The organism is Agrobacterium pusense (genome assembly GCF_900102105.1).
GTDB lineage: Bacteria > Pseudomonadota > Alphaproteobacteria > Rhizobiales > Rhizobiaceae > Agrobacterium > Agrobacterium pusense.
On the sequence record NZ_FNBB01000001.1, the window covers coordinates 438513 to 455334 of the forward strand.

At 58.0% G+C, this 16822-nt stretch carries 19 protein-coding genes; all 19 read right to left on the reverse strand.

Annotated elements, in window-relative coordinates:
* Positions 1 to 55 precede the first annotated feature (55 nt).
* Positions 56 to 595: a flagellar basal body-associated FliL family protein gene (locus BLU28_RS02195; RefSeq protein WP_004440034.1), complete on the reverse strand. Its 540-nt coding sequence runs from the start codon at positions 593 to 595 to the stop codon at positions 56 to 58.
* The gene (locus BLU28_RS02200) at positions 595 to 963 is read right to left on the reverse strand and encodes a hypothetical protein (protein WP_006698182.1); all 369 of its coding nucleotides are present in this window, start codon (positions 961 to 963) and stop codon (positions 595 to 597) included. Before BLU28_RS02200 ends, BLU28_RS02195 begins: the two co-directional genes overlap by 1 nt.
* A 29-nt stretch (positions 964 to 992) precedes the next feature.
* Complete coding sequence (locus tag BLU28_RS02205; RefSeq protein ID WP_167497085.1) at positions 993 to 1550, reverse strand: rod-binding protein; 558 nt, start codon at positions 1548 to 1550, stop codon at positions 993 to 995.
* Positions 1551 to 1664: 114 nt separating this feature from the next.
* Positions 1665 to 2084 (reverse strand): hypothetical protein, encoded by a 420-nt coding sequence (locus BLU28_RS02210; protein WP_004440029.1) that lies wholly within the window; start codon positions 2082 to 2084, stop codon positions 1665 to 1667.
* A 14-nt stretch (positions 2085 to 2098) separates the two neighbouring features.
* Positions 2099 to 2854: a flagellar biosynthetic protein FliR gene (gene fliR / locus BLU28_RS02215; RefSeq protein ID WP_004440028.1), complete on the reverse strand. Its 756-nt coding sequence runs from the start codon at positions 2852 to 2854 to the stop codon at positions 2099 to 2101.
* Positions 2851 to 4938, reverse strand: coding sequence for a flagellar biosynthesis protein FlhA (gene flhA, locus BLU28_RS02220; protein ID WP_004440025.1), 2088 nt, complete (start codon positions 4936 to 4938; stop codon positions 2851 to 2853). Before flhA ends, fliR begins: the two co-directional genes overlap by 4 nt.
* A 159-nt stretch (positions 4939 to 5097) precedes the next feature.
* Entirely contained in the window at positions 5098 to 5364 is a 267-nt protein-coding gene (locus tag BLU28_RS02225) for a flagellar biosynthetic protein FliQ (protein ID WP_003515115.1), read from the reverse strand.
* Between the two features lie 49 nt (positions 5365 to 5413).
* Positions 5414 to 5884: a flagellar hook assembly protein FlgD gene (gene flgD / locus BLU28_RS02230; protein WP_004440022.1), complete on the reverse strand. Its 471-nt coding sequence runs from the start codon at positions 5882 to 5884 to the stop codon at positions 5414 to 5416.
* Positions 5875 to 6324, reverse strand: coding sequence for a flagellar biosynthesis repressor FlbT (flbT, locus tag BLU28_RS02235; RefSeq protein ID WP_004432543.1), 450 nt, complete (start codon positions 6322 to 6324; stop codon positions 5875 to 5877). Before flbT ends, flgD begins: the two co-directional genes overlap by 10 nt.
* Complete coding sequence (gene flaF, locus BLU28_RS02240) at positions 6321 to 6665, reverse strand: flagellar biosynthesis regulator FlaF (protein ID WP_004440020.1); 345 nt, start codon at positions 6663 to 6665, stop codon at positions 6321 to 6323. The genes flbT and flaF overlap by 4 nt, the downstream gene beginning before the upstream one ends.
* A gap of 34 nt (positions 6666 to 6699) precedes the next feature.
* Positions 6700 to 7803 (reverse strand): flagellar hook-associated family protein, encoded by a 1104-nt coding sequence (locus tag BLU28_RS02245; RefSeq protein WP_006698186.1) that lies wholly within the window; start codon positions 7801 to 7803, stop codon positions 6700 to 6702.
* A gap of 3 nt (positions 7804 to 7806) precedes the next feature.
* Positions 7807 to 9300, reverse strand: coding sequence for a flagellar hook-associated protein FlgK (flgK, locus tag BLU28_RS02250; RefSeq protein WP_004440016.1), 1494 nt, complete (start codon positions 9298 to 9300; stop codon positions 7807 to 7809).
* Between the two features lie 22 nt (positions 9301 to 9322).
* Positions 9323 to 10603 carry a flagellar hook protein FlgE gene (locus BLU28_RS02255; protein WP_004440014.1) on the reverse strand — a complete coding sequence of 427 codons (1281 nt, stop codon included), beginning with the start codon at positions 10601 to 10603 and terminating at the stop codon, positions 9323 to 9325.
* Positions 10604 to 10708: 105 nt separating this feature from the next.
* Positions 10709 to 11380, reverse strand: a complete 672-nt coding sequence (locus tag BLU28_RS02260; protein ID WP_006698188.1) for a response regulator transcription factor — start codon at positions 11378 to 11380, stop codon at positions 10709 to 10711.
* A 282-nt stretch (positions 11381 to 11662) separates the two neighbouring features.
* Positions 11663 to 12193 (reverse strand): lytic transglycosylase domain-containing protein, encoded by a 531-nt coding sequence (locus BLU28_RS02265; protein WP_374709461.1) that lies wholly within the window; start codon positions 12191 to 12193, stop codon positions 11663 to 11665.
* Complete coding sequence (fliK, locus tag BLU28_RS02270) at positions 12177 to 13535, reverse strand: flagellar hook-length control protein FliK (protein ID WP_035209054.1); 1359 nt, start codon at positions 13533 to 13535, stop codon at positions 12177 to 12179. Before fliK ends, BLU28_RS02265 begins: the two co-directional genes overlap by 17 nt.
* Complete coding sequence (gene motC, locus BLU28_RS02275; protein WP_034496027.1) at positions 13532 to 14803, reverse strand: chemotaxis protein MotC; 1272 nt, start codon at positions 14801 to 14803, stop codon at positions 13532 to 13534. The genes fliK and motC overlap by 4 nt, the downstream gene beginning before the upstream one ends.
* The gene (locus tag BLU28_RS02280) at positions 14800 to 16104 is read right to left on the reverse strand and encodes a MotB family protein (protein WP_077986641.1); all 1305 of its coding nucleotides are present in this window, start codon (positions 16102 to 16104) and stop codon (positions 14800 to 14802) included. The genes motC and BLU28_RS02280 overlap by 4 nt, the downstream gene beginning before the upstream one ends.
* Positions 16101 to 16751 carry a hypothetical protein gene (locus tag BLU28_RS02285; protein ID WP_077986640.1) on the reverse strand — a complete coding sequence of 217 codons (651 nt, stop codon included), beginning with the start codon at positions 16749 to 16751 and terminating at the stop codon, positions 16101 to 16103. Before BLU28_RS02285 ends, BLU28_RS02280 begins: the two co-directional genes overlap by 4 nt.
* Between the last annotated feature and the right edge of the window lie 71 nt (positions 16752 to 16822).

Here is a 16822-nt window from a genome sequence, read left to right on the forward strand (position 1 = left end):
ACGCGACCGTCCCTTGCCTCTGGCCATGCCGAAGGCACGAAGCGGGGCGGCGCTATCAGTGGCCTGGCGCGGCGGCCGCTTCCTTGCCGGCGTCGGCTTTTTCACCTTCGACGATCTTGATGGAACGGGGTGTCCCATTCCCGTTCTGCTCACGAATGTCGGCTTTGGACAGATAATCGAGTTGCTCGATCAGCACGTCCTCGACCACCTCGTCATCAAGCCTCTTGTTCAGCCCCTCGCGGATGCGCTGCTTGAAGGCGTCGGGATCGAAGGTAGAGATATTGGCGATGTTGACCATGGAAGAACCCGCCAGGAGCGTGAACAGCTCATCGGTCATCAACTGGGTTGCCGGCAACTCGATTTTCGCCATCTTGTCCTTGTCGACGCGCAGCGAAATACGGCTTAGGAAGTAACCGTTTACCCCGCCATCATTGATGACGGGAATGGTGATGCTTTCGCCCTTGACCAGTTGCAAGCTGGCCTTTTTTGCGCCCGCCTCATCCGGCGCGGGCGCCGTCGCCATCTGGACGGAGAAATACACCGCGCCGAGCGTGACGGCGCAAACCCAGACGCCGGTGAGAAGAAGCTTCAACATCAGGAGGCTGCGCCGTACATGAACTGTTCCTGGGAGTAGGTACCATCCGTGTCGGCTTCCTGGATTGCGTTCTTCAGGAGGTCGGCGACCGCACGAACTGCATTCAGATGTGCCTCGACGCGGCTGGCATTGGTAGCGAGCTTGGACTTGATGCCCTTGACCTGCTCCATGTAACCGGCAGCGATTTCCTCGCGCGGGGTATCCCGGAACAGCATCGTCAGCTCATAAAGGCACCGGCTCTTATGGGCATTGGAGACCTTGAAGTCGAACCGCGGGTCCTTACCGATATTGTCGTTCTCATGGTCGATGATCATTTCAAGGCGGCCGAGAACGGATTGGATACGGTGGTCGTTCGACATAAGGTCCATGCTTGTCTCCTCGTTAGGGTTTTTCATTCTCAAGCCTCGTCCGTTTTCTCATTGGAAACGCCGAGGACCTGCCGCTCGAACTCCGCCACCATCCGAATTGCAGCATTATGGTCTTTTTCATTCATCGATACGTCGGTTATGCCTTTGCTTTCGGCCTTCCGAAGCGCATCCTTGTATGCCTGCTCTGCAATGCCGACACCGCCATTTCTGGAGATCGTGTCGGCAAACTGTTCGGCCATCATGCTCTTCCAGATTTCGCCGGCATTACCTTTGCCGTAAACTTCCTCGCTGTCTTTCGGCAGCATGTTGGCTACGAAGGTCTGGAGGACAGAGGCCTCATATTTGCGATATGGTTCAGGAATTTCGGTGCGAGCCGCGCGAATATTCGTATTGCCAAGGCCCGCCTTCGAGGAGGCGCCATCCAGCATATCCACCGCGGCGCCAAAGCCCTTGCCGGCGTCTGCAAGGCTGGTTGCGGCAAAAGCCGCCTTATTGGCCTTGAGTTTCTCCTGGGCAACCTGGACTTCCTGGGGGTCCGCAGCACGCACCACATCCATCACCAGATCACTTATAACCGATATCGCCACGTCCCGATCTCCCGAGCTGACGAACGCGCGGCACGAACCGGCACGTTCACCCAATCAAGAAACATCGCTTTAGGCGTCCTCAAAAAAACGCCCGCGATGCAACAATGGAGCAGACTATGAATCGCCAACCTTGCTGGAGGCTGGTGTCCGGGAAGCATTCGTAATTTCTAACAAATCATAGATTGCATTGTCGTCGGCCTCACGATCCTCGAGATCACGGGCCAGGTGCATCCTGTCCTCCAGCCTGTCGGCCTTGGTTTTTTCTTTGAGCACCCTGTTTTCCTGCAATTGCTGCACGCCGGAGAGCTGACGGTCCTTGACGACCAGACGGCCGTAACGATCCGAATAATGCCTCGAGAATGTCTGATGCACCGGCTCCATCGAACTCATAGCCTCCAGCACGCTGTCCATCGATTGCGCCACTTCGCTTCGCGTGCGGGTGGTGTCGGCCAGTTCGACCTCGGCCATTTTTTCCATGTGGCGCTGGACCGTGACCAGACGCTTGAGTTTCTCCGACCGCTTGTCTGAGGCCACCGCGTTTCTCCCGATCAAAAGCCGATGAAGACCGGGCCGAAGCCATCCACGAACTGGCGGATAAGGGCCGCGACCGACAGATAGAGCATGAAGATGCCACCGGCGAGAACAAAGGGCGTCGATATGAAGTAGACGGGGATTTGCGGTGCAAGCTTGTTGATGAGGCCGACCGCGACGTTGAACATCAGACCGTAGATCACGAAGGGGCTCGCAAGCCGAAGCATGATCGAAAACGACGCCCTCAGCGTGTCAGTCAGCGTAATCAGCATCTTCTGGCCGCTGATGAGCGCGCCGACCGGCGTGGCCGTATAGGAATCCACAAGGGCCTTGAGGACGATGTGGTGAAAATCCAGCATGAACAGCACCAGCAATCCGCCGAAGGTGATGAAGTTGGATATCTGATTTTCCTGGGCGTCTTCGATGACATCGGCGCCGCCGGGCGCACTGAGGCCGACCGATGCGCCGATAAGGGCGCCGGTGAACTGAAAACCAAGCGTGTAAAAGCGCGCGATCAGCCCGTACATAGCACCGATCGCGATCTCCGTGGCGATGAGGCCGACGACAGTGCCCTGATTCGCGCCGGAAATTTTCGGATAGATCGTATCCCACAACACCGGCAACAGGGCCATGGACACAGCCACACACAGCAACATGCGAATCTGCGGCGAAATGCGCGAGCTGGAAAAGCCCGGCATGGTCATGAAACAGGCGCCGATACGGCAGATGGCAAGGAACAACGCGATAATGGTTCCCTGCGGGTCGGTTATCATGAAATGGCGCCCAGGATCTTGATCTCCAGCCCCTTGGCAAGTTCCACATGCGAGAGAACCGGCAGGGTCGCGAAGAGTCGCTCGATAATCATGCGCACATAGGACCGCGTTTCCGGTGAGGTTACAAGCACAAAGGGCAGGCCGCGATCCATGAATTCACGGATAACTTTCGACGCCTGTTCGGAAAACTCCTCGAGATGGCGGGGATCGATATCGAATTCGACGATTTCGCCCTTCTGGTCGCGCTTCAGCGCCTGATGGAAGACCATGTCCCACTTGTTGCCGAGACGCAGGACGCGGAGTACGCCATTGTCGGCCAGATCACCGCAGAGCTGCTGCGACATGCGCACCCGCACATGTTCGACGATCTGTTCCGTCTTGCGCACATGCGGCGCAAGTTCGGCGACGGCTTCGAGAATGAGATGCAGGTTGCGGATCGACACACGTTCGGCAAGCAGCAGTTTCAGCACGGCCTGCAGGCCGGAATAGGACATGTGCGACGAACAAATCTCGTCGGCGAGCTTCTTGTATTCGGGATCCAGCCTGTCGATGAGAATCTTGACGTCCTTGTAGGACAGAAGCTGCGGCAGATTGTTGCGAATGACTTCGCTCAGATGCGTCAGCACCACGGAGACGTTATCGATCGGATGAAAGCCTTCGCGCTTGAGATCCTCGGTGAAGGTTTCGAGGATCGATACGGCCGGCATGCCGAAAGCGGGTTCGCGGATTTCGTCGCCCGGGATGCTCGGCTTGCGCCCTGCCCCTGTCACGACGAGAACATCTCCGACGCGCAGATTGCTCGATGCGATGGTCGTGCCGTGAACGCGGATCTGATAAGCCTTCTCCGGGATCATGATGTCGTCGGAAACCTTGATCTCCGGCACGACGAAACCGTATTGCGTTGCGAATTTCTTGCGCATCTTGCCGACGCGGAAAGCCAGTTCCTGATGCGCACCGAGAAGGCGGGTCGAAACCTGTTTGCCGAGCGCCAGCTCGATCTCGGCGGTTTTCAGAACCTGCTTGACCGAGTCTTTTTCCGCCTCTGTCGTCTGGAGAATCTTGCTCTCCTCCTCCTGGCGACGAAGCGCGCTTTCGGCTTCAGCCTGGCGCGGAATATACCAGCTGCCGAACGCCATGATGCCACCGAGGAACATGAAAGGCAGGAAGGGCAGGCCCGGAATAATGGCAAGCAGGCCCATCAACATGGCAGAAACCATCAATGCGCGCGGATAACCGCTGAGCTGATTGACGACCGCCTGATCGGTCGACCCCGCCGTGCCGCCACGCGACACGAGGAGGCCGGCTGCCAGCGATACGATGAGGGCCGGAATCTGCGAGACGATACCGTCACCGACGGAAAGCTTGACGAAAACATCGGCCGCTTCGCCGATCGGCATGCCGTGCCGGAAATAACCGATGATGATGCCGCCGAAAATGTTGATGGCGGTGATGATGAGGCCCGCAATCGCATCGCCGCGGACGAATTTCGAGGCGCCGTCCATCGAGCCGAAGAAAGAGCTTTCCTCTTCCAGCTCGCGGCGGCGGCGCTGCGCCTCCTTCTCATCGATGATGCCGGCGGACAAGTCCGCATCGATCGACATCTGCTTGCCGGGAATGGCGTCGAGGGTAAAGCGTGCGCCGACTTCAGCGATACGCGTCGCACCCTTGGTGATGACGATGAAGTTGACGGTGATCAGGATCAGGAAGACGATCAGACCGATAACGAAATCGCCTGACATGACGAGACTGGAGAAGCCGGCGATTACACCGCCGGCCGCCGTCGGCCCCTCATTCCCGTGGGAGAGGATGACACGCGTCGTCGCAATGTTCAGCGACAGGCGGATCATGGTCGCGATCAGCAGCACCGTCGGGAATGACGAGAAATCCAGCGGCCGTTGGATCCAGAGCGCCACCATGAGGATGAGGACCGAAAGCGCGATGGAAAACGCCAGGCCGATATCCACCAGAACGACCGGAATGGGCAGGAACAGAACGCAGAGGATCGCCACGATGCCCAGTGCGAAACCGATGTCACGCGTGCTCGGACTGACCTTGGGCAAGGAAATGACTGGTGGTTGCGCCATAAATTTCGTCCTGTCTCTTCATGAGAAGGGCGACGGAAAAGCCGCCGCACGGTTCCGCGGCATCGTTTCGCGAAATCGCTCACGCAATTCGGCCCGATGCTTCAACCTATCCCTAGCCGCCGAAGCTTGCGCGAGGATGGCATCCTGGCCGGATCGATATCAGAAGCCCGATTGCACGCGTGAAAAGACGAGATTGGAAAAAAGCGCTATCTGCGCGCCCACAAAGGGGGCGGCGACGCCGAGGACAATCATGATCGTGACGATCTTGGGAACAAATGTCAGCGTCATTTCCTGAACCTGCGTCAGGGCCTGAATGAAGGCGATGGCGACACCGACGATCATCGCAGCGAGGACCGCAGGACCGGCCGCGACGAGAACCGTCCACACTGCCGCCTGCATGATATCAAGCGCATCGGCCTCGTTCATCGTCGCGTCCCTCGTTCCGGAAAGGCGGCATTATACCGCCTTATCAATATCAGGAACCAGCTGGCGTATCCGAATCGGTTCCGCTATCAGATTTATCCGTGATCGGACCGTTGGAGAAGGTCACACCGGCCTGCAGCAGCACCTTGTCACCAGCTTCGGTGATGGCAACGACGCCGTCTGAATAGACTTCGACTTCCTTTACCACGCCCGTGACGGTATCGTCGGCGCTCTTTACCGTCTTGCCGACCAGATCCGACGCACGGGTCAGTGCTTCGGCCTGCAGCATGCTCTTCAGATGGGTGTTCGTCTTGATGGTCTGCTCGACCTGCGAAAAGCTTGCAAGCTGCGACATCTGCTGACCAGCATCCATCGGGCTGGTCGGATCCTGGTTCTTCATCTGGGCGATGAGGAGCTTCAGGAAGCTGTCATAGTTCAGCGAGGCCGCGTTCTTGTCGTTGCTGCTCGCCCCGGCATTCGCCCAGGGGTTTGCCGCCGCCGCATTGACTGCATCTACCGCCATGGTGCGATCTCCTTGCGAATCTGTTCGATCGTTGCAGGGGTCATTTCCTGATTGTTGAGGATTTTTTCCTCGATCGGGTAAAGGCCGCGGATGGCCTTCAGCGCTTCGAAAGCCTTGCCGGAGGCAACCAGCCCGTCGATGCGCTTGAGCTCCGCCAGGACCTCGTCATGCTGGAAGCAATTCAAGAGCATGCTCACGGACTTGCGGAACATGTTGGTGGACTGTTCCCGCCCCTCCGGATTGATGAGAATCATCTGCGCGATGAAATAAAGCTGTCTCAGCGGGGTGGTAGCCTGGTCGGGCTGCAATACGTGGTTCTCGAGCAGGAACGTGACATCGTTCAGGAATTCCAGCGCCACCTTGCGATCCACACGCAGAACTGCGCCGTTGATGAAAATCTTTTCGCCCGACTTCAGCGAAATTCGAAGTGTACTTTTCATTTCAGTCCATCCCTGATGATGGTTGTCACGTCAATTATGCCCTGGAAATTCGTCGACTGACGTTTCCGGATCAGTTCGCACTCTTTCAGTATCCAGATCGCGATCGAAATCAGATTGGCCCTCAGTTCCATGGCCAGTTGATTATCCGGCTGCTTGAGATCCTCAATAAAGCGGATCCAGACCCGTCGAGTGTAAAAAAGTGCTTCGATCGTGTGCCGCTGAGAAGAGGAGTCCTTCGCCTCCGCAAGCAGTTCGATCGATTTGGTCAACGCCTGTCGCTCGCGGTCTTTCGCGTTGGCGACACCATCCTCCATGATTTCGGCGTAGGAAAACTGGTACATTCATGTATCCTTTATCTGCCGCCACCCCTGTTCATCAGAGGTAGTTCACCAGACTCATTTTTTGCAGACGCGACGTGAGGCTGTATGCGATCTCAATCTGCTGCTGCAGCAGATCGAGACGGGTCTTCGCCTCGTAGGTATCGATCCCCTCGATATCCAACAGATGTGTTTCGATGATCTTCTTCTGGGCAGCCAGAGAGTCATTCGACTTTTTGACGCGCTCCTGCGAAAGGCCAAGACTGCTTGCCTGCTGGTTCAGCCCACTGATAGCCTTGCCGATAGTCGTCACCGACTGGGTGGCGACCGCCTCGCGGACCGTGCTCGAAACATTGTCCTTGAGGAAGGTCATCGCCGTGATTGCCGTCATCGCGAAGTAACGCATGCCCTGCGAATTACTGTTGGTCGACGTTTCGACCACCTCGTTCTGGCTGATCCGGCTCGTCATGTTGGTATCGCTGGCGTTGGAACCGAACCTCGTCCAGAAATCGACATTCTGTCCCACAGCGAGACTGCTGTGCGGCGGGTTGGTTACAGTCGTCGTACCGTTGAATACGCCTTCCATATGCGTCATGAAGGCGTTGACCTGATCTTTGGACAGGTCCGAGATACTCCCCACGGCCGGCGTCTGTGTCGCCATGAAATGGTTCAGTTCGGCGTCATAGGCGGCTTTCAACGGCGAACCGTCGGCGAAATAGTCCTGGACCGGCTTCACATCCGTATTCGTACCGGAAAACAGATACTCACCATCTACGGCCGTGTTAGCAAAGCTGGTGAAATTGTTGAAGGCGATCGTGATTTTTTGGTTGACGGTGGCAAGCGTGGGCTGCTCGCTGCTCGTATTCGGCACCAGAACATTGAGGATTTCCTGGGCGGCCTTTGCCATGCCGTCCAACGCGGTCTGCGACGATTCAAGACGCTGTGTGGCGAAGGAGTTGACCGTAACGAGCGAGGAAATCCGCTCCACGTCCCTGTTGAGATCGAGGCTGCGGGCCGTGTTGGCACCCAGCGTCACACCAAGATCCGCGTGCTTGCCCGTTGTCAGCTCGGTATTGAGATTCGTCATCTCAAGCTGAGCCTTGAGGATGGTGCTGCGCATGCTGTTCTGCATCGCCAGCGATGAAATGAATGACGTTTTCATCCTTTACCTCACCATGTCCATCAAGGACTTGAGCATTTCATCAACGGTCGTCACCAGTTTCGTGGCCGCCTTGTAAGACTGCTCGATATCCATGAGCAGCGACAGCTCCTCGTCCAGGCTAACCGCCGTATTGTTCGAATAGGATGTCGCAGAGCGCTCATAAAGCGCGCTTTTCGCTTCGTTTGCCGAAGTCGCACCGGACCGTTCCTGTTCGAGCCAACCCATCGAGTTGGTGCCGTATTTCAGGATGCTGGTATTCGTATCGATACGTGTCGACGCGGCGAAATTCATGGGCGCGTCGAATGCGGTCACATAGCTGTCGATCAGCGCGGAAAACCCGGTTCCGCCCGTAGCTGCGGGATTGACTATATAAGCGGTACCGTTGATGCCGCCGTCGCGCAACAATTCCGGATTGCCACCTTGCGAAATAATTAACGCGGAGTTGACGGTAATGGTCGCAGCGAGCCCCGGGACGACGACGCCGGCGGGAGGAATCTCGCTCGTTGCGGTTGCCGTCGACCAGGTGAAAAGGCCGGGCTTCGCCGTCAGAGGCGTCGCAGGCGGCGCCGGCTGGGTAATCGGCTTTTCCGCAAACATCGTGATCAGGCCGCGCGCGATTTCGTCGAGCTGGCTCTGCATGGTCGGCGCAAGTTCATCGCGAACCTGCATCAAACCCTGAAGCGATCCTTCCGCCGTCGTGTTGCTGCCGCTGCCGGCCTTGAGCGCCACACCGTCCACATAAATCGCGTTGCCGGTGGTCGTCGCGTCGTAGCCCGGCTGCGCCTTGAAGGTTACCGGACGCGGTACGATCTCGAACAGCGTGGCGCCGTCGGTCGTGTAAAGCGCGACGTCATTATTCGGGCGGTTGACGACATTGATGCCGATGATGGACGAGATGTCCTTCAGCAAGGTCTCGCGCTGATCGAGTGCGTCACTCGGATCGCCGCCGATCGCTGTCTGCGCCTTGACCTCGTTATTGGCTTCCTCGAATTTCGCGAGCAGGCCGTTCAGCTTGTCGACCTGAAGGGAGATTTCTTTGTCGGCACGCAGACGCATCGCCTGCAATTCGGCAGACGCCTTGTTCAATGAGCTGGCGACATCCGCGGCGGAAGTCACGGCCGTTGCGGCAAGAGCAGCATTGCTCGGCTTGGCGGCATAGCCGCTAAGGCTCTTGAGCAGTTCCTTCATGTAGGTGGACGGCGCGCTCTCGTAGTCGTTGCCGCCGAAAATGCTCTTCATCTCCTCGAGACCGGTCAGAACAGTGTTCTGCCCGGTGGCCAGCGAGGCGCTGGAAATCGTCTGCCTGAGAAGACTTTCATTCTGGGCACGGCCATTGGAGACGATACTCGCTCCGGCCATGGTCGTGCCGAGAATGGCGGTTCGCTTGACGTAGTTCGCATTGCCGACATTGGCAATGTTTTTCGAGGTAACGTCCGTCTGCTTACCTGTATTATTGAAAATCGACTGCGCAGTATTCATTGCTGACGTGAGCGACATTCATCTGTCCCCGTAGGAATTACTATCTCTTCAGATTGATCAGGACGTCCATCAAATCCGATCCAGTCTGGAAGACCTTCGAATTCGCGGTATAGATGCGCTGGGATTCAATCATGTCGGTGAGTTCGCTGGCGATATCGACGTTCGAGCCTTCCAGCGCGCCCTTCTGGACGTAACCAAAGCTGCCCGATTGCGGGAAGCCGATGGTAACGACACCGGACTCGTTGCTCGGAAGATAAACGTTGCCGTTCTGCGGGCTCAGGTTGTCGACGCTCGGCACGGTGGCCAGCGCCAGCTGGTAAATGTTGCGGCGGCCGCCATCCTGGTAAACTGCCGTCACTACGCCATCCTTGCCGATTTCGACATCCTTGATCTGGCTCGGACCGTTACCGTTCAGGATCGCCGTGCCGGGCGTGAACTTCGACGAAAACTGGGTCATGTCGGACAGGTCAATGTTGATCGCCTGCGCCACGCCGCTGTTGTTGTCGTCGATGGTGATGGATTTGGGAGACGTAGTCGTCAGCTTGTTGGTCGCAGGATCGAAGGTCAGCGTGACGCTTTCCTGCACAAGGGATGCCGGCGCAGTCGCCGTATAGGGGAAGCCACCATTGGTCGACTGATCCTGACGGTAGACCGCCACTTCCCAGGTGTTGTCACCAGTCTTGGTGTAATAGAAGTCGTAGAGCACCTTCGCGCCGCCGCTATCGAATGCGGTCAGCGAAGTCTTGTTGCCGAACTTCGCCGTTGCGGAGTTGGTGCTGGGGAGCGACGCCGCCGCTACGGCCGTATCGTCACGATTGAGGTTGGCCGGGAAGCTGCCCTGCGTGGAGGGCGATGCCGTCAGGCCGAAATTGTTGACGTTAATGGCTTCAAGACCTGTGAAGCCGTTAACGACGGCAGCCGGCGGGTTGGAACCGTAGGGGTAACCCATCAGCTGGAAGCCAGCGGCGTTTTCCAGATAGCCTTCCGAGTTTTTCACGAAAGAGCCGGCACGGGTGAGATAAGGCGTGCCTGCACCATCCTGGACAACGAAGAAACCGTTGCCCTGAATGGCAAGGTCAGTACCCGAGGTGGTGTAGGAGAGGTTGCCCTGCTCCGAAATGCTGTAGCGAACGTTGGACTGCACACCGCCGGAAGCGTAGCTGCCCGACGAGGAGGGCAGAACGAGCGACGAGAACGACGTCGATGCACGCTTGTAACCGGTGGTGCTTGCGTTGGCGATGTTGTCGCCAACGGTGCCCAGCTTGTTCGCCTGTGCATTCATGCCGGACACGCCGGTTCGCATAGTGCCGAAAATACTCATTCAAAAACCCTCGTGGTCATCTTTCAAGGAGAAGGTAAAGCGTTTGGCTTGCGTGAAGCTGTCTGAAATACCGCGTTTGAAAAAGACCACGCGGGTCAATGAAAATCATTGCCAATCAATGCTGTAGCCGAGGAACCGCTTGGAATCGACCGGGTCGTAGCCAAGTTTCTTGCGCAGCTTCTTGCGCAGCTTGCTGATGTGGCTTTCGACGACGTTTTCTTCGACGTCATCATCGAAGATGCCGTAGATGGCATTGAAAATCTGCGCCTTGGAAACGCGGCGTCCGCGATTGGCGATCAAATATTCAAGAATGCGGCGCTCGCGGCGCGGCAGGGGAAATACCTCGCCGCCCACTTCCGGGTCGCGTCCATCGGAGAAGACCCGGATCGGACCGGCGTCGGTGAAATTCGAAATGACCTGCAGCCGGCGGCGAATAGCCGCCGCACGTGCGAGGATTTCCCGAGGGTGAACGGGCTTGCGCACGACATCATCGACGCCGCTGTCGAACAGCGCGAGTGTCGCTTCCAGCGAGGGCTGGTCGCTCACCGCGATGACAGGCGCCGTCGTGCGATCCCTGATCGCCTTTGGCAAGGAGAAGCTCCGGTCGCCCTGGCCGATCAGGAAGGCTTCCACAGCCGCAAGATCGCTTTCCGCCGCCGTCGAGACCCATTCCCCGAATTCGACCGGATCGAACCCGGTCGAGGGAATGCCCTCACGCCCAAATAGAGATGTATAGCCGTCTTTAACGAGCTCGCGCTCATCAACCACTACGATCATTCGTCCGCCTCCGAATCAGTGTGGTGTTTTCCAATGAGGCATTGGTACGAATCGGGGGATTCAGCGACAACTGTAGGAAATCATCGATAGTTATTAATAATTGATTAACCATTTTGTGCCGATTTGATCTATATATAGTGGGTATTAACCATATATGGCACAAAATTTTTGTGTAAAAATTTCCGAAATCGCTAAAAAACGCTTGAAACGCCTTTTTTCGGGCTTTGTCTCGCCACATTTCCGATAACGAGTCCCAACCCCTGATAAAGCAATTTCAGGTTGTTATCCTTCGCAGAAATTTTTAGCGTTGGGCGTCCATTTCCCGTAGCCCGTCGCCACCAGATTGGCGATGACCCGGCAGACATATTTCTTCTGGGCCGGGTCATTATTGGGCCCTGCGTGATAGCGGGCAACCGCCATCGTCCAGGTCTCGTGCCTGTTGTGGAGGTTACGCAGGAACATGGCGGCATATTCGACATTGCGACGTGGATCGAACATTTCGCGCGCAGATGTGAAATTTTCGCCGTGGAAATAATGATTTATCTGCATGCATCCAAGGTCGATCAGCTTGGCGCCATTGCGTTTGGCAGCCTCAAAAGTCATCAAGGCCTCTTCGGTAGAGGCCGCAAATACCGGTTTTCCTTCGATATTCATGGCGTTGGGGTCGAGCCGCCCCTTGCGGCCGGTCTCCGTCAGGCCCACTGAATAGAGAATTCCCTCCGGCACGCCGTATTTGCGTGCCGCAGACTGGATCTCTCTTTCACACACGCCTGACGTTGCCGAGGCCGATGCGTTTTCAGAGATAGACGCCATTGTCAGCAGAAGTGCGGGCAGAGCCAAGAGCGCCGTCCATGCCTTCATTATGCACCCCCAAATTATCGCCATTGCCTTGCCGGCCGCCTCGTGCACCGGACTCGTCACGGTTGCGGCCCGCAGCCGCCTGCTGGCCCTGCTGCTGCGCCTGCTGATTTTGCTGATTGTTGGCTTGTGTGCCCGTTTGGTCACTCTTATCGGAAGAAGCGATGCTGATCGTGATGTTATCGACCGTCAGACCCTGCGCCTTGAGGCCATCAAGGATGCTCTTGCTGTCTTCCTGGAGCTTTTTATAGGCCGCGACGCTCTCCACAGTCATGTGCACGGCGAGTTCGTCACCGGCAAGACGCAGTGACATCGTCACCGATCCAAGCTCGATCGGCGTCATATGCAGCTTCAGCGTATGCACGACCTTGCCGGTGCTGCTCTGGGCGGCTGCGTTGGACAGCGCCGAACCGGGCTGCATGGCGCTGACCCATTCCGGATCATTGGCGATCAGGCCGGTCAGAGCCGAGGCATTGGAGGAGGGCGCCAGACCGATGAAGCGCCGGGAATCGAGAACCGTTACGGTATCGGCCGCCTTGCCGCTGCTTTCCCGCGTGTCGAACTCCACGCGGCCTTCGCGCTGAACCGTGCTCATATCGAGAGCGCGGGCTGCACCCGAACGCGGAGACGCGAAGCGGAATGACGAGGCATCGCCTTCGTTTTCCGAAGCCGAACCCGCCGCATCATTGGCAGCTGCAACCCCAGTCGGCATGTCCTTGGCCGGATGTTCAGCCTTGCTGCGGACAGGTTCAGCCCTGTCGGACTTAACCGTGTCGGTCTTGCCGGCAATTGCCTGCGCAATTTCTTCCAGCGGCGTCTTGGCCGTGGCCATTGCCCCGGCGCTGGCCGTAACCAGCTGCTGTTCGGCGAGCTTCGGATCGAGAGTATCCGTTATCGCCTCGGCATCCTTATCCGCCTCATCTTTGAGCTTCTTGCCAGGCTTGCCGTCCCCCAATTGTGCCCGCGAGGATTTGACCGCGTTCTGGAACTCGGCAGCTGTGTCGTGAACTCGACCGTCCCCGGCATGCTCGTTGACGATGACATTCAGGAAGGCTGCAGGCCGTTTGACCGGAACGTCCATCTTTTCCCCCTCGCCGTCGGCCTGTCCGTGCTGTTGCCCGGCTGAACCAGAATCGTCCGACCGCGAATGCGGCGCCTGCGGCGGTCGCTCGTCACGAACCGTGGAAAGGGCATCGCCAAAGCTGCCGCCTCTCGCCTCGTCACGTGCGGCAGCACTGCCTGCGCGCGGATCGGACGGTGGCGCATTCGTTAGCGCATTGATGGTTGCGTCGATCATGGTGCCCCCTCGCCTTTCTTCAACAGGCTGTCGATTTCATCGAGCTTGCTGCGGCCGCTTGTCACGAGCTGCCGGACATTCTCACCGCCATCGTCGGCCTTGTGGGTTTCAACCCGCCATATGCTTTTTTCCCCGCCAGCCACCGCATCATTTTTGGCTGCGTTCTGTCTGGCGCCCTGCGCCGCCGCGTCGACATCAGCACCTGATAGCGAGGGAGGACGAACCACCTGTTCGGCGATCGCCCTTGCGGCATCTCTGAGGGCCCTGTCCCGGTCCGAAAGCTGCGTTTCGGGAATTTGTCCGATCGTCTCGATCGCGCTCACCACATCGGGTGTTCCAATGTTGGAAAGGCTTTCGTAGAGATTGGCCTGCGCTTCCGGTTGATCCGGCGCGGCGGACGACAGCGTCTTCGCTTTAAGCGCCGCCATGCGGGCCAGCGAATCCTTGCCGCTGATCGCCGCAAGACGCGAAAGACGCAGATAGGCTTCCTTCTGCCTTTCCGCATCCATCATCGCGAAGGTCTCCACTATCGCGTCTTCGCCGAGGGAATCAGAGCGTTTGACCACCAGCGAGACCAGAAGATCCGCGAACTGGCTTGCATAGGGCGAATGCAGGAACCGCCGCGCGTAACGCTGTGCGTATTCGACGCCGCGTTTTGCATCGCCGTCTTCAACCGCAATGGCGAGCGAGCGGCGCAATGCCGCCTCCTCAACGATTGTCCCGGGCGCTTCAAGCCGGGCAATGTCGTAAAAGCCGAGCGCGGCCAGAGGATCGCGCGGGATCGTCACATTGCCACCGATCAGAGCGAGATAGGCGCCTATCCGGGTGCCGCGATATTCAGGCACCATTGCCGCGATGCTCTGCGCCACCAGCGTCCCCTTGCCCGACAGATACTTGCGCAGGATATCGGCGACGCGGCTGTCGAAATTGCCGTCCACATCGCGCGCGACCAGCAATTCAAGCGTGGCGGGATTGCCGCCGCTCATCGCATAAATCAGCGCCGCATCGACATTGCGTGGATCCTTGAAGATCGCCGAAGGCGCGCTTTTCAGCCGCTCATCTATGGTCTGGAGCAGGAACCGCTGCATTTCCGTTGCCGAATGGTCTCCCTTGGCAACCGAATCCTGCACGAATTGCAGGGAGCGCAGCATGGAATAGGGCATGAGATTGTCTTGCGACTGCGAAAACGCCTTGAATGGTCCGGCACCGAGACCACAAAGCGTCGCCGCAAGAAGAAGCCAGCGTTTCGAGGTTTTCGTCACACTCACCCCCGATCAGCCTCAAGCAGGATTTCGATACGGCGGTTGGCATCCGCCAGGGGATCTGCCGGGACCTGCAATCTGCGGTCCGCAAACCCAGAAACCTGCTTCACCCGCTCTTCCGACAGGCCGCCGCGCACCAGCATGTAATAGGCACTGTGCGCGCGGTCCATGGAGAGCCGCCAATTGTCGTTGGCCTCGCCCTTGAACTGCCGCCCATCCGTATGGCCGCGGATTACCACGCTGCCACCGCGCTCCTGAAGCAGTTTGCCGATCTTTTCCATGGCGAGAACCATTTCGCGCCGGGGAACGGCCGATCCGATATTGAACATCGGTGTTTCCGTCTGGTCGGAAATGGTCAGCAGCAATCCGCCTTCCGCAGGCGTCACGACCAGCCCTTCCGAGAGCCTGCCGGTTATGCCGGATATCTGTTTCTCGATTTCTTCGCGCAGCGTATCGGCCTTTTCCCATTCAGCATCGCTCGCTTTTTGCTGAACATCCTTCGCCTCTTGCTGCTGCTCGGGCCTGGGCCGTACAAGCGCTGCCTGCTCGGCGGCATCCGGCCGTTGCTGCGGTACAACCGCGGCGACGTCCATGGGCTTGCCGTCTTGCGCCTTGTCTTCCGGCGCCTGAGACGATGTAACCGCAACGGCCTGAGCGCTGTCGGCAGCATTCTCCTGCTTGTTTTCGGCGGCCTGCTGCTCAACCGGTTTTTGTTGCTGATCGGCGCGGGTGATTTTCACCTGTTGCGTCCAGAAATCAGGATCGAAGGGATCGCGATAGGCCTCGCCGCCGCTTGCGCCGGTTGCAGGACCGGAATCGGCAGCACCGCCCTCGCCCTTGGCGCTGACATTGGCCTGCTGCCCGACCTGCTGGGCGATTTCCGCCAGCACGGAATAGGGATTTTCGAAAAAGTCCGCTTCGGAGAAATTCGACTGTTCACCTGTCTGGGACGTCAGGTCTTCGCCCGTCGCCGCGGCGGATCCCTTGGTCACTTTCTCTGCCTGAATGTTGGACTGGTCCTTTTTCTGGACGCCCTCTTCCTTGTCCACGGGCTTTTCCAGCCCCTTGGACGAGGGTTTCTCATCGGACAGTTTTATCGGATTGAAATAGCTCGCGACCGAGGCCTTGGTTTCCTCATTGGCGGCATTGACCAGCCACATGACGAGGAAGAACGCCATCATCGCCGTCATGAAGTCGGCGTAGGCGATCTTCCACGCACCACCATGCGCACCATCGTGGCCACCTTTATGGCGTTTGACGATGATGATCTCGTTTTTGCCGTGGTGATGGTTTTCGCCTTCACTCATTTCATCACCTTGCGAAGACTGGAGGCCCAGGCGGACATGCGCGTCACGAAGACGCTCTCACCCAGCTCGACTGAAAGATCGATATCGGCGGTCTCGGTAAACTTCATCGTCTCTTCTTCAAAGCCGGGCTGGGTCTTCAACTGCTCGAACAAATCCTTCGGACCTTTCACGACAAGCGTGACGGCGTCACCATCCGGCATGGAAGCGCGCACCACATCCGCCAGCGCCGAGACTGCTTTAAGCGACAGTTCTTCCGTCAAAATCGGAGCAAGGATTGCGGCGGTCTGTTCGCTGAGGGTGGCGGCAATCGCATCAATGCCCTCTCGCAGCCCGCGCGACAGAAAGACCGCGATTTCCTCGAGATAGGCGGATCGCAGCGCCTCCAGCTCAGCCGAATGGGCGGCCAGCAGCTCGTCGCGTTCCGCCTGCATCTTTTCGGTGATTTCGCGTGTCGCATCCTCATGGCCACGGGCGTAAGCGGCCTGCCTTTCACTCTCCACGTCGACGGTTTCGAATTCATCGAAACCGGATGCAGCGTCGGCAAATGGCGAAACGCCATCGGTATCCGCCAGGGGATCGCCGAAGGCCAGTCCTGCCGGCTGAGCGTCACCGAAGTCCTTCAGATATCTTGCGATGGAGGTGGTCATGCACGCCCCCGGCAAAACAGGGGACGAGACATGTTTCGCTGCCTGCGATCTGGAACGTTCTGTCGCATTTC

Excerpts from the sequence above, each read along its gene's own strand:
- BLU28_RS02195 (WP_004440034.1), bottom strand. The coding sequence starts at position 595 with ATGTTGAAGCTTCTTCTCACCGGCGTCTGGGTTTGCGCCGTCACGCTC.
- BLU28_RS02200 (WP_006698182.1), bottom strand. The coding sequence starts at position 963 with ATGGACCTTATGTCGAACGACCACCGTATCCAATCCGTTCTCGGCCGC.
- fliR (WP_004440028.1), bottom strand. The coding sequence starts at position 2,854 with ATGATAACCGACCCGCAGGGAACCATTATCGCGTTGTTCCTTGCCATC.
- flhA (WP_004440025.1), bottom strand. The coding sequence starts at position 4,938 with ATGGCGCAACCACCAGTCATTTCCTTGCCCAAGGTCAGTCCGAGCACG.
- BLU28_RS02225 (WP_003515115.1), bottom strand. The coding sequence starts at position 5,364 with ATGAACGAGGCCGATGCGCTTGATATCATGCAGGCGGCAGTGTGGACG.
- flgD (WP_004440022.1), bottom strand. The coding sequence starts at position 5,884 with ATGGCGGTAGATGCAGTCAATGCGGCGGCGGCAAACCCCTGGGCGAAT.
- flbT (WP_004432543.1), bottom strand. The coding sequence starts at position 6,324 with ATGAAAAGTACACTTCGAATTTCGCTGAAGTCGGGCGAAAAGATTTTC.
- flaF (WP_004440020.1), bottom strand. The coding sequence starts at position 6,665 with ATGTACCAGTTTTCCTACGCCGAAATCATGGAGGATGGTGTCGCCAAC.
- BLU28_RS02245 (WP_006698186.1), bottom strand. The coding sequence starts at position 7,803 with ATGAAAACGTCATTCATTTCATCGCTGGCGATGCAGAACAGCATGCGC.
- flgK (WP_004440016.1), bottom strand. The coding sequence starts at position 9,300 with ATGTCGCTCACGTCAGCAATGAATACTGCGCAGTCGATTTTCAATAAT.
- BLU28_RS02255 (WP_004440014.1), bottom strand. The coding sequence starts at position 10,603 with ATGAGTATTTTCGGCACTATGCGAACCGGCGTGTCCGGCATGAATGCA.
- BLU28_RS02260 (WP_006698188.1), bottom strand. The coding sequence starts at position 11,380 with ATGATCGTAGTGGTTGATGAGCGCGAGCTCGTTAAAGACGGCTATACA.
- BLU28_RS02265 (WP_374709461.1), bottom strand. The coding sequence starts at position 12,193 with ATGGCGTCTATCTCTGAAAACGCATCGGCCTCGGCAACGTCAGGCGTG.
- fliK (WP_035209054.1), bottom strand. The coding sequence starts at position 13,535 with ATGATCGACGCAACCATCAATGCGCTAACGAATGCGCCACCGTCCGAT.
- BLU28_RS02280 (WP_077986641.1), bottom strand. The coding sequence starts at position 16,104 with ATGAGTGAAGGCGAAAACCATCACCACGGCAAAAACGAGATCATCATC.
- BLU28_RS02285 (WP_077986640.1), bottom strand. The coding sequence starts at position 16,751 with ATGACCACCTCCATCGCAAGATATCTGAAGGACTTCGGTGACGCTCAG.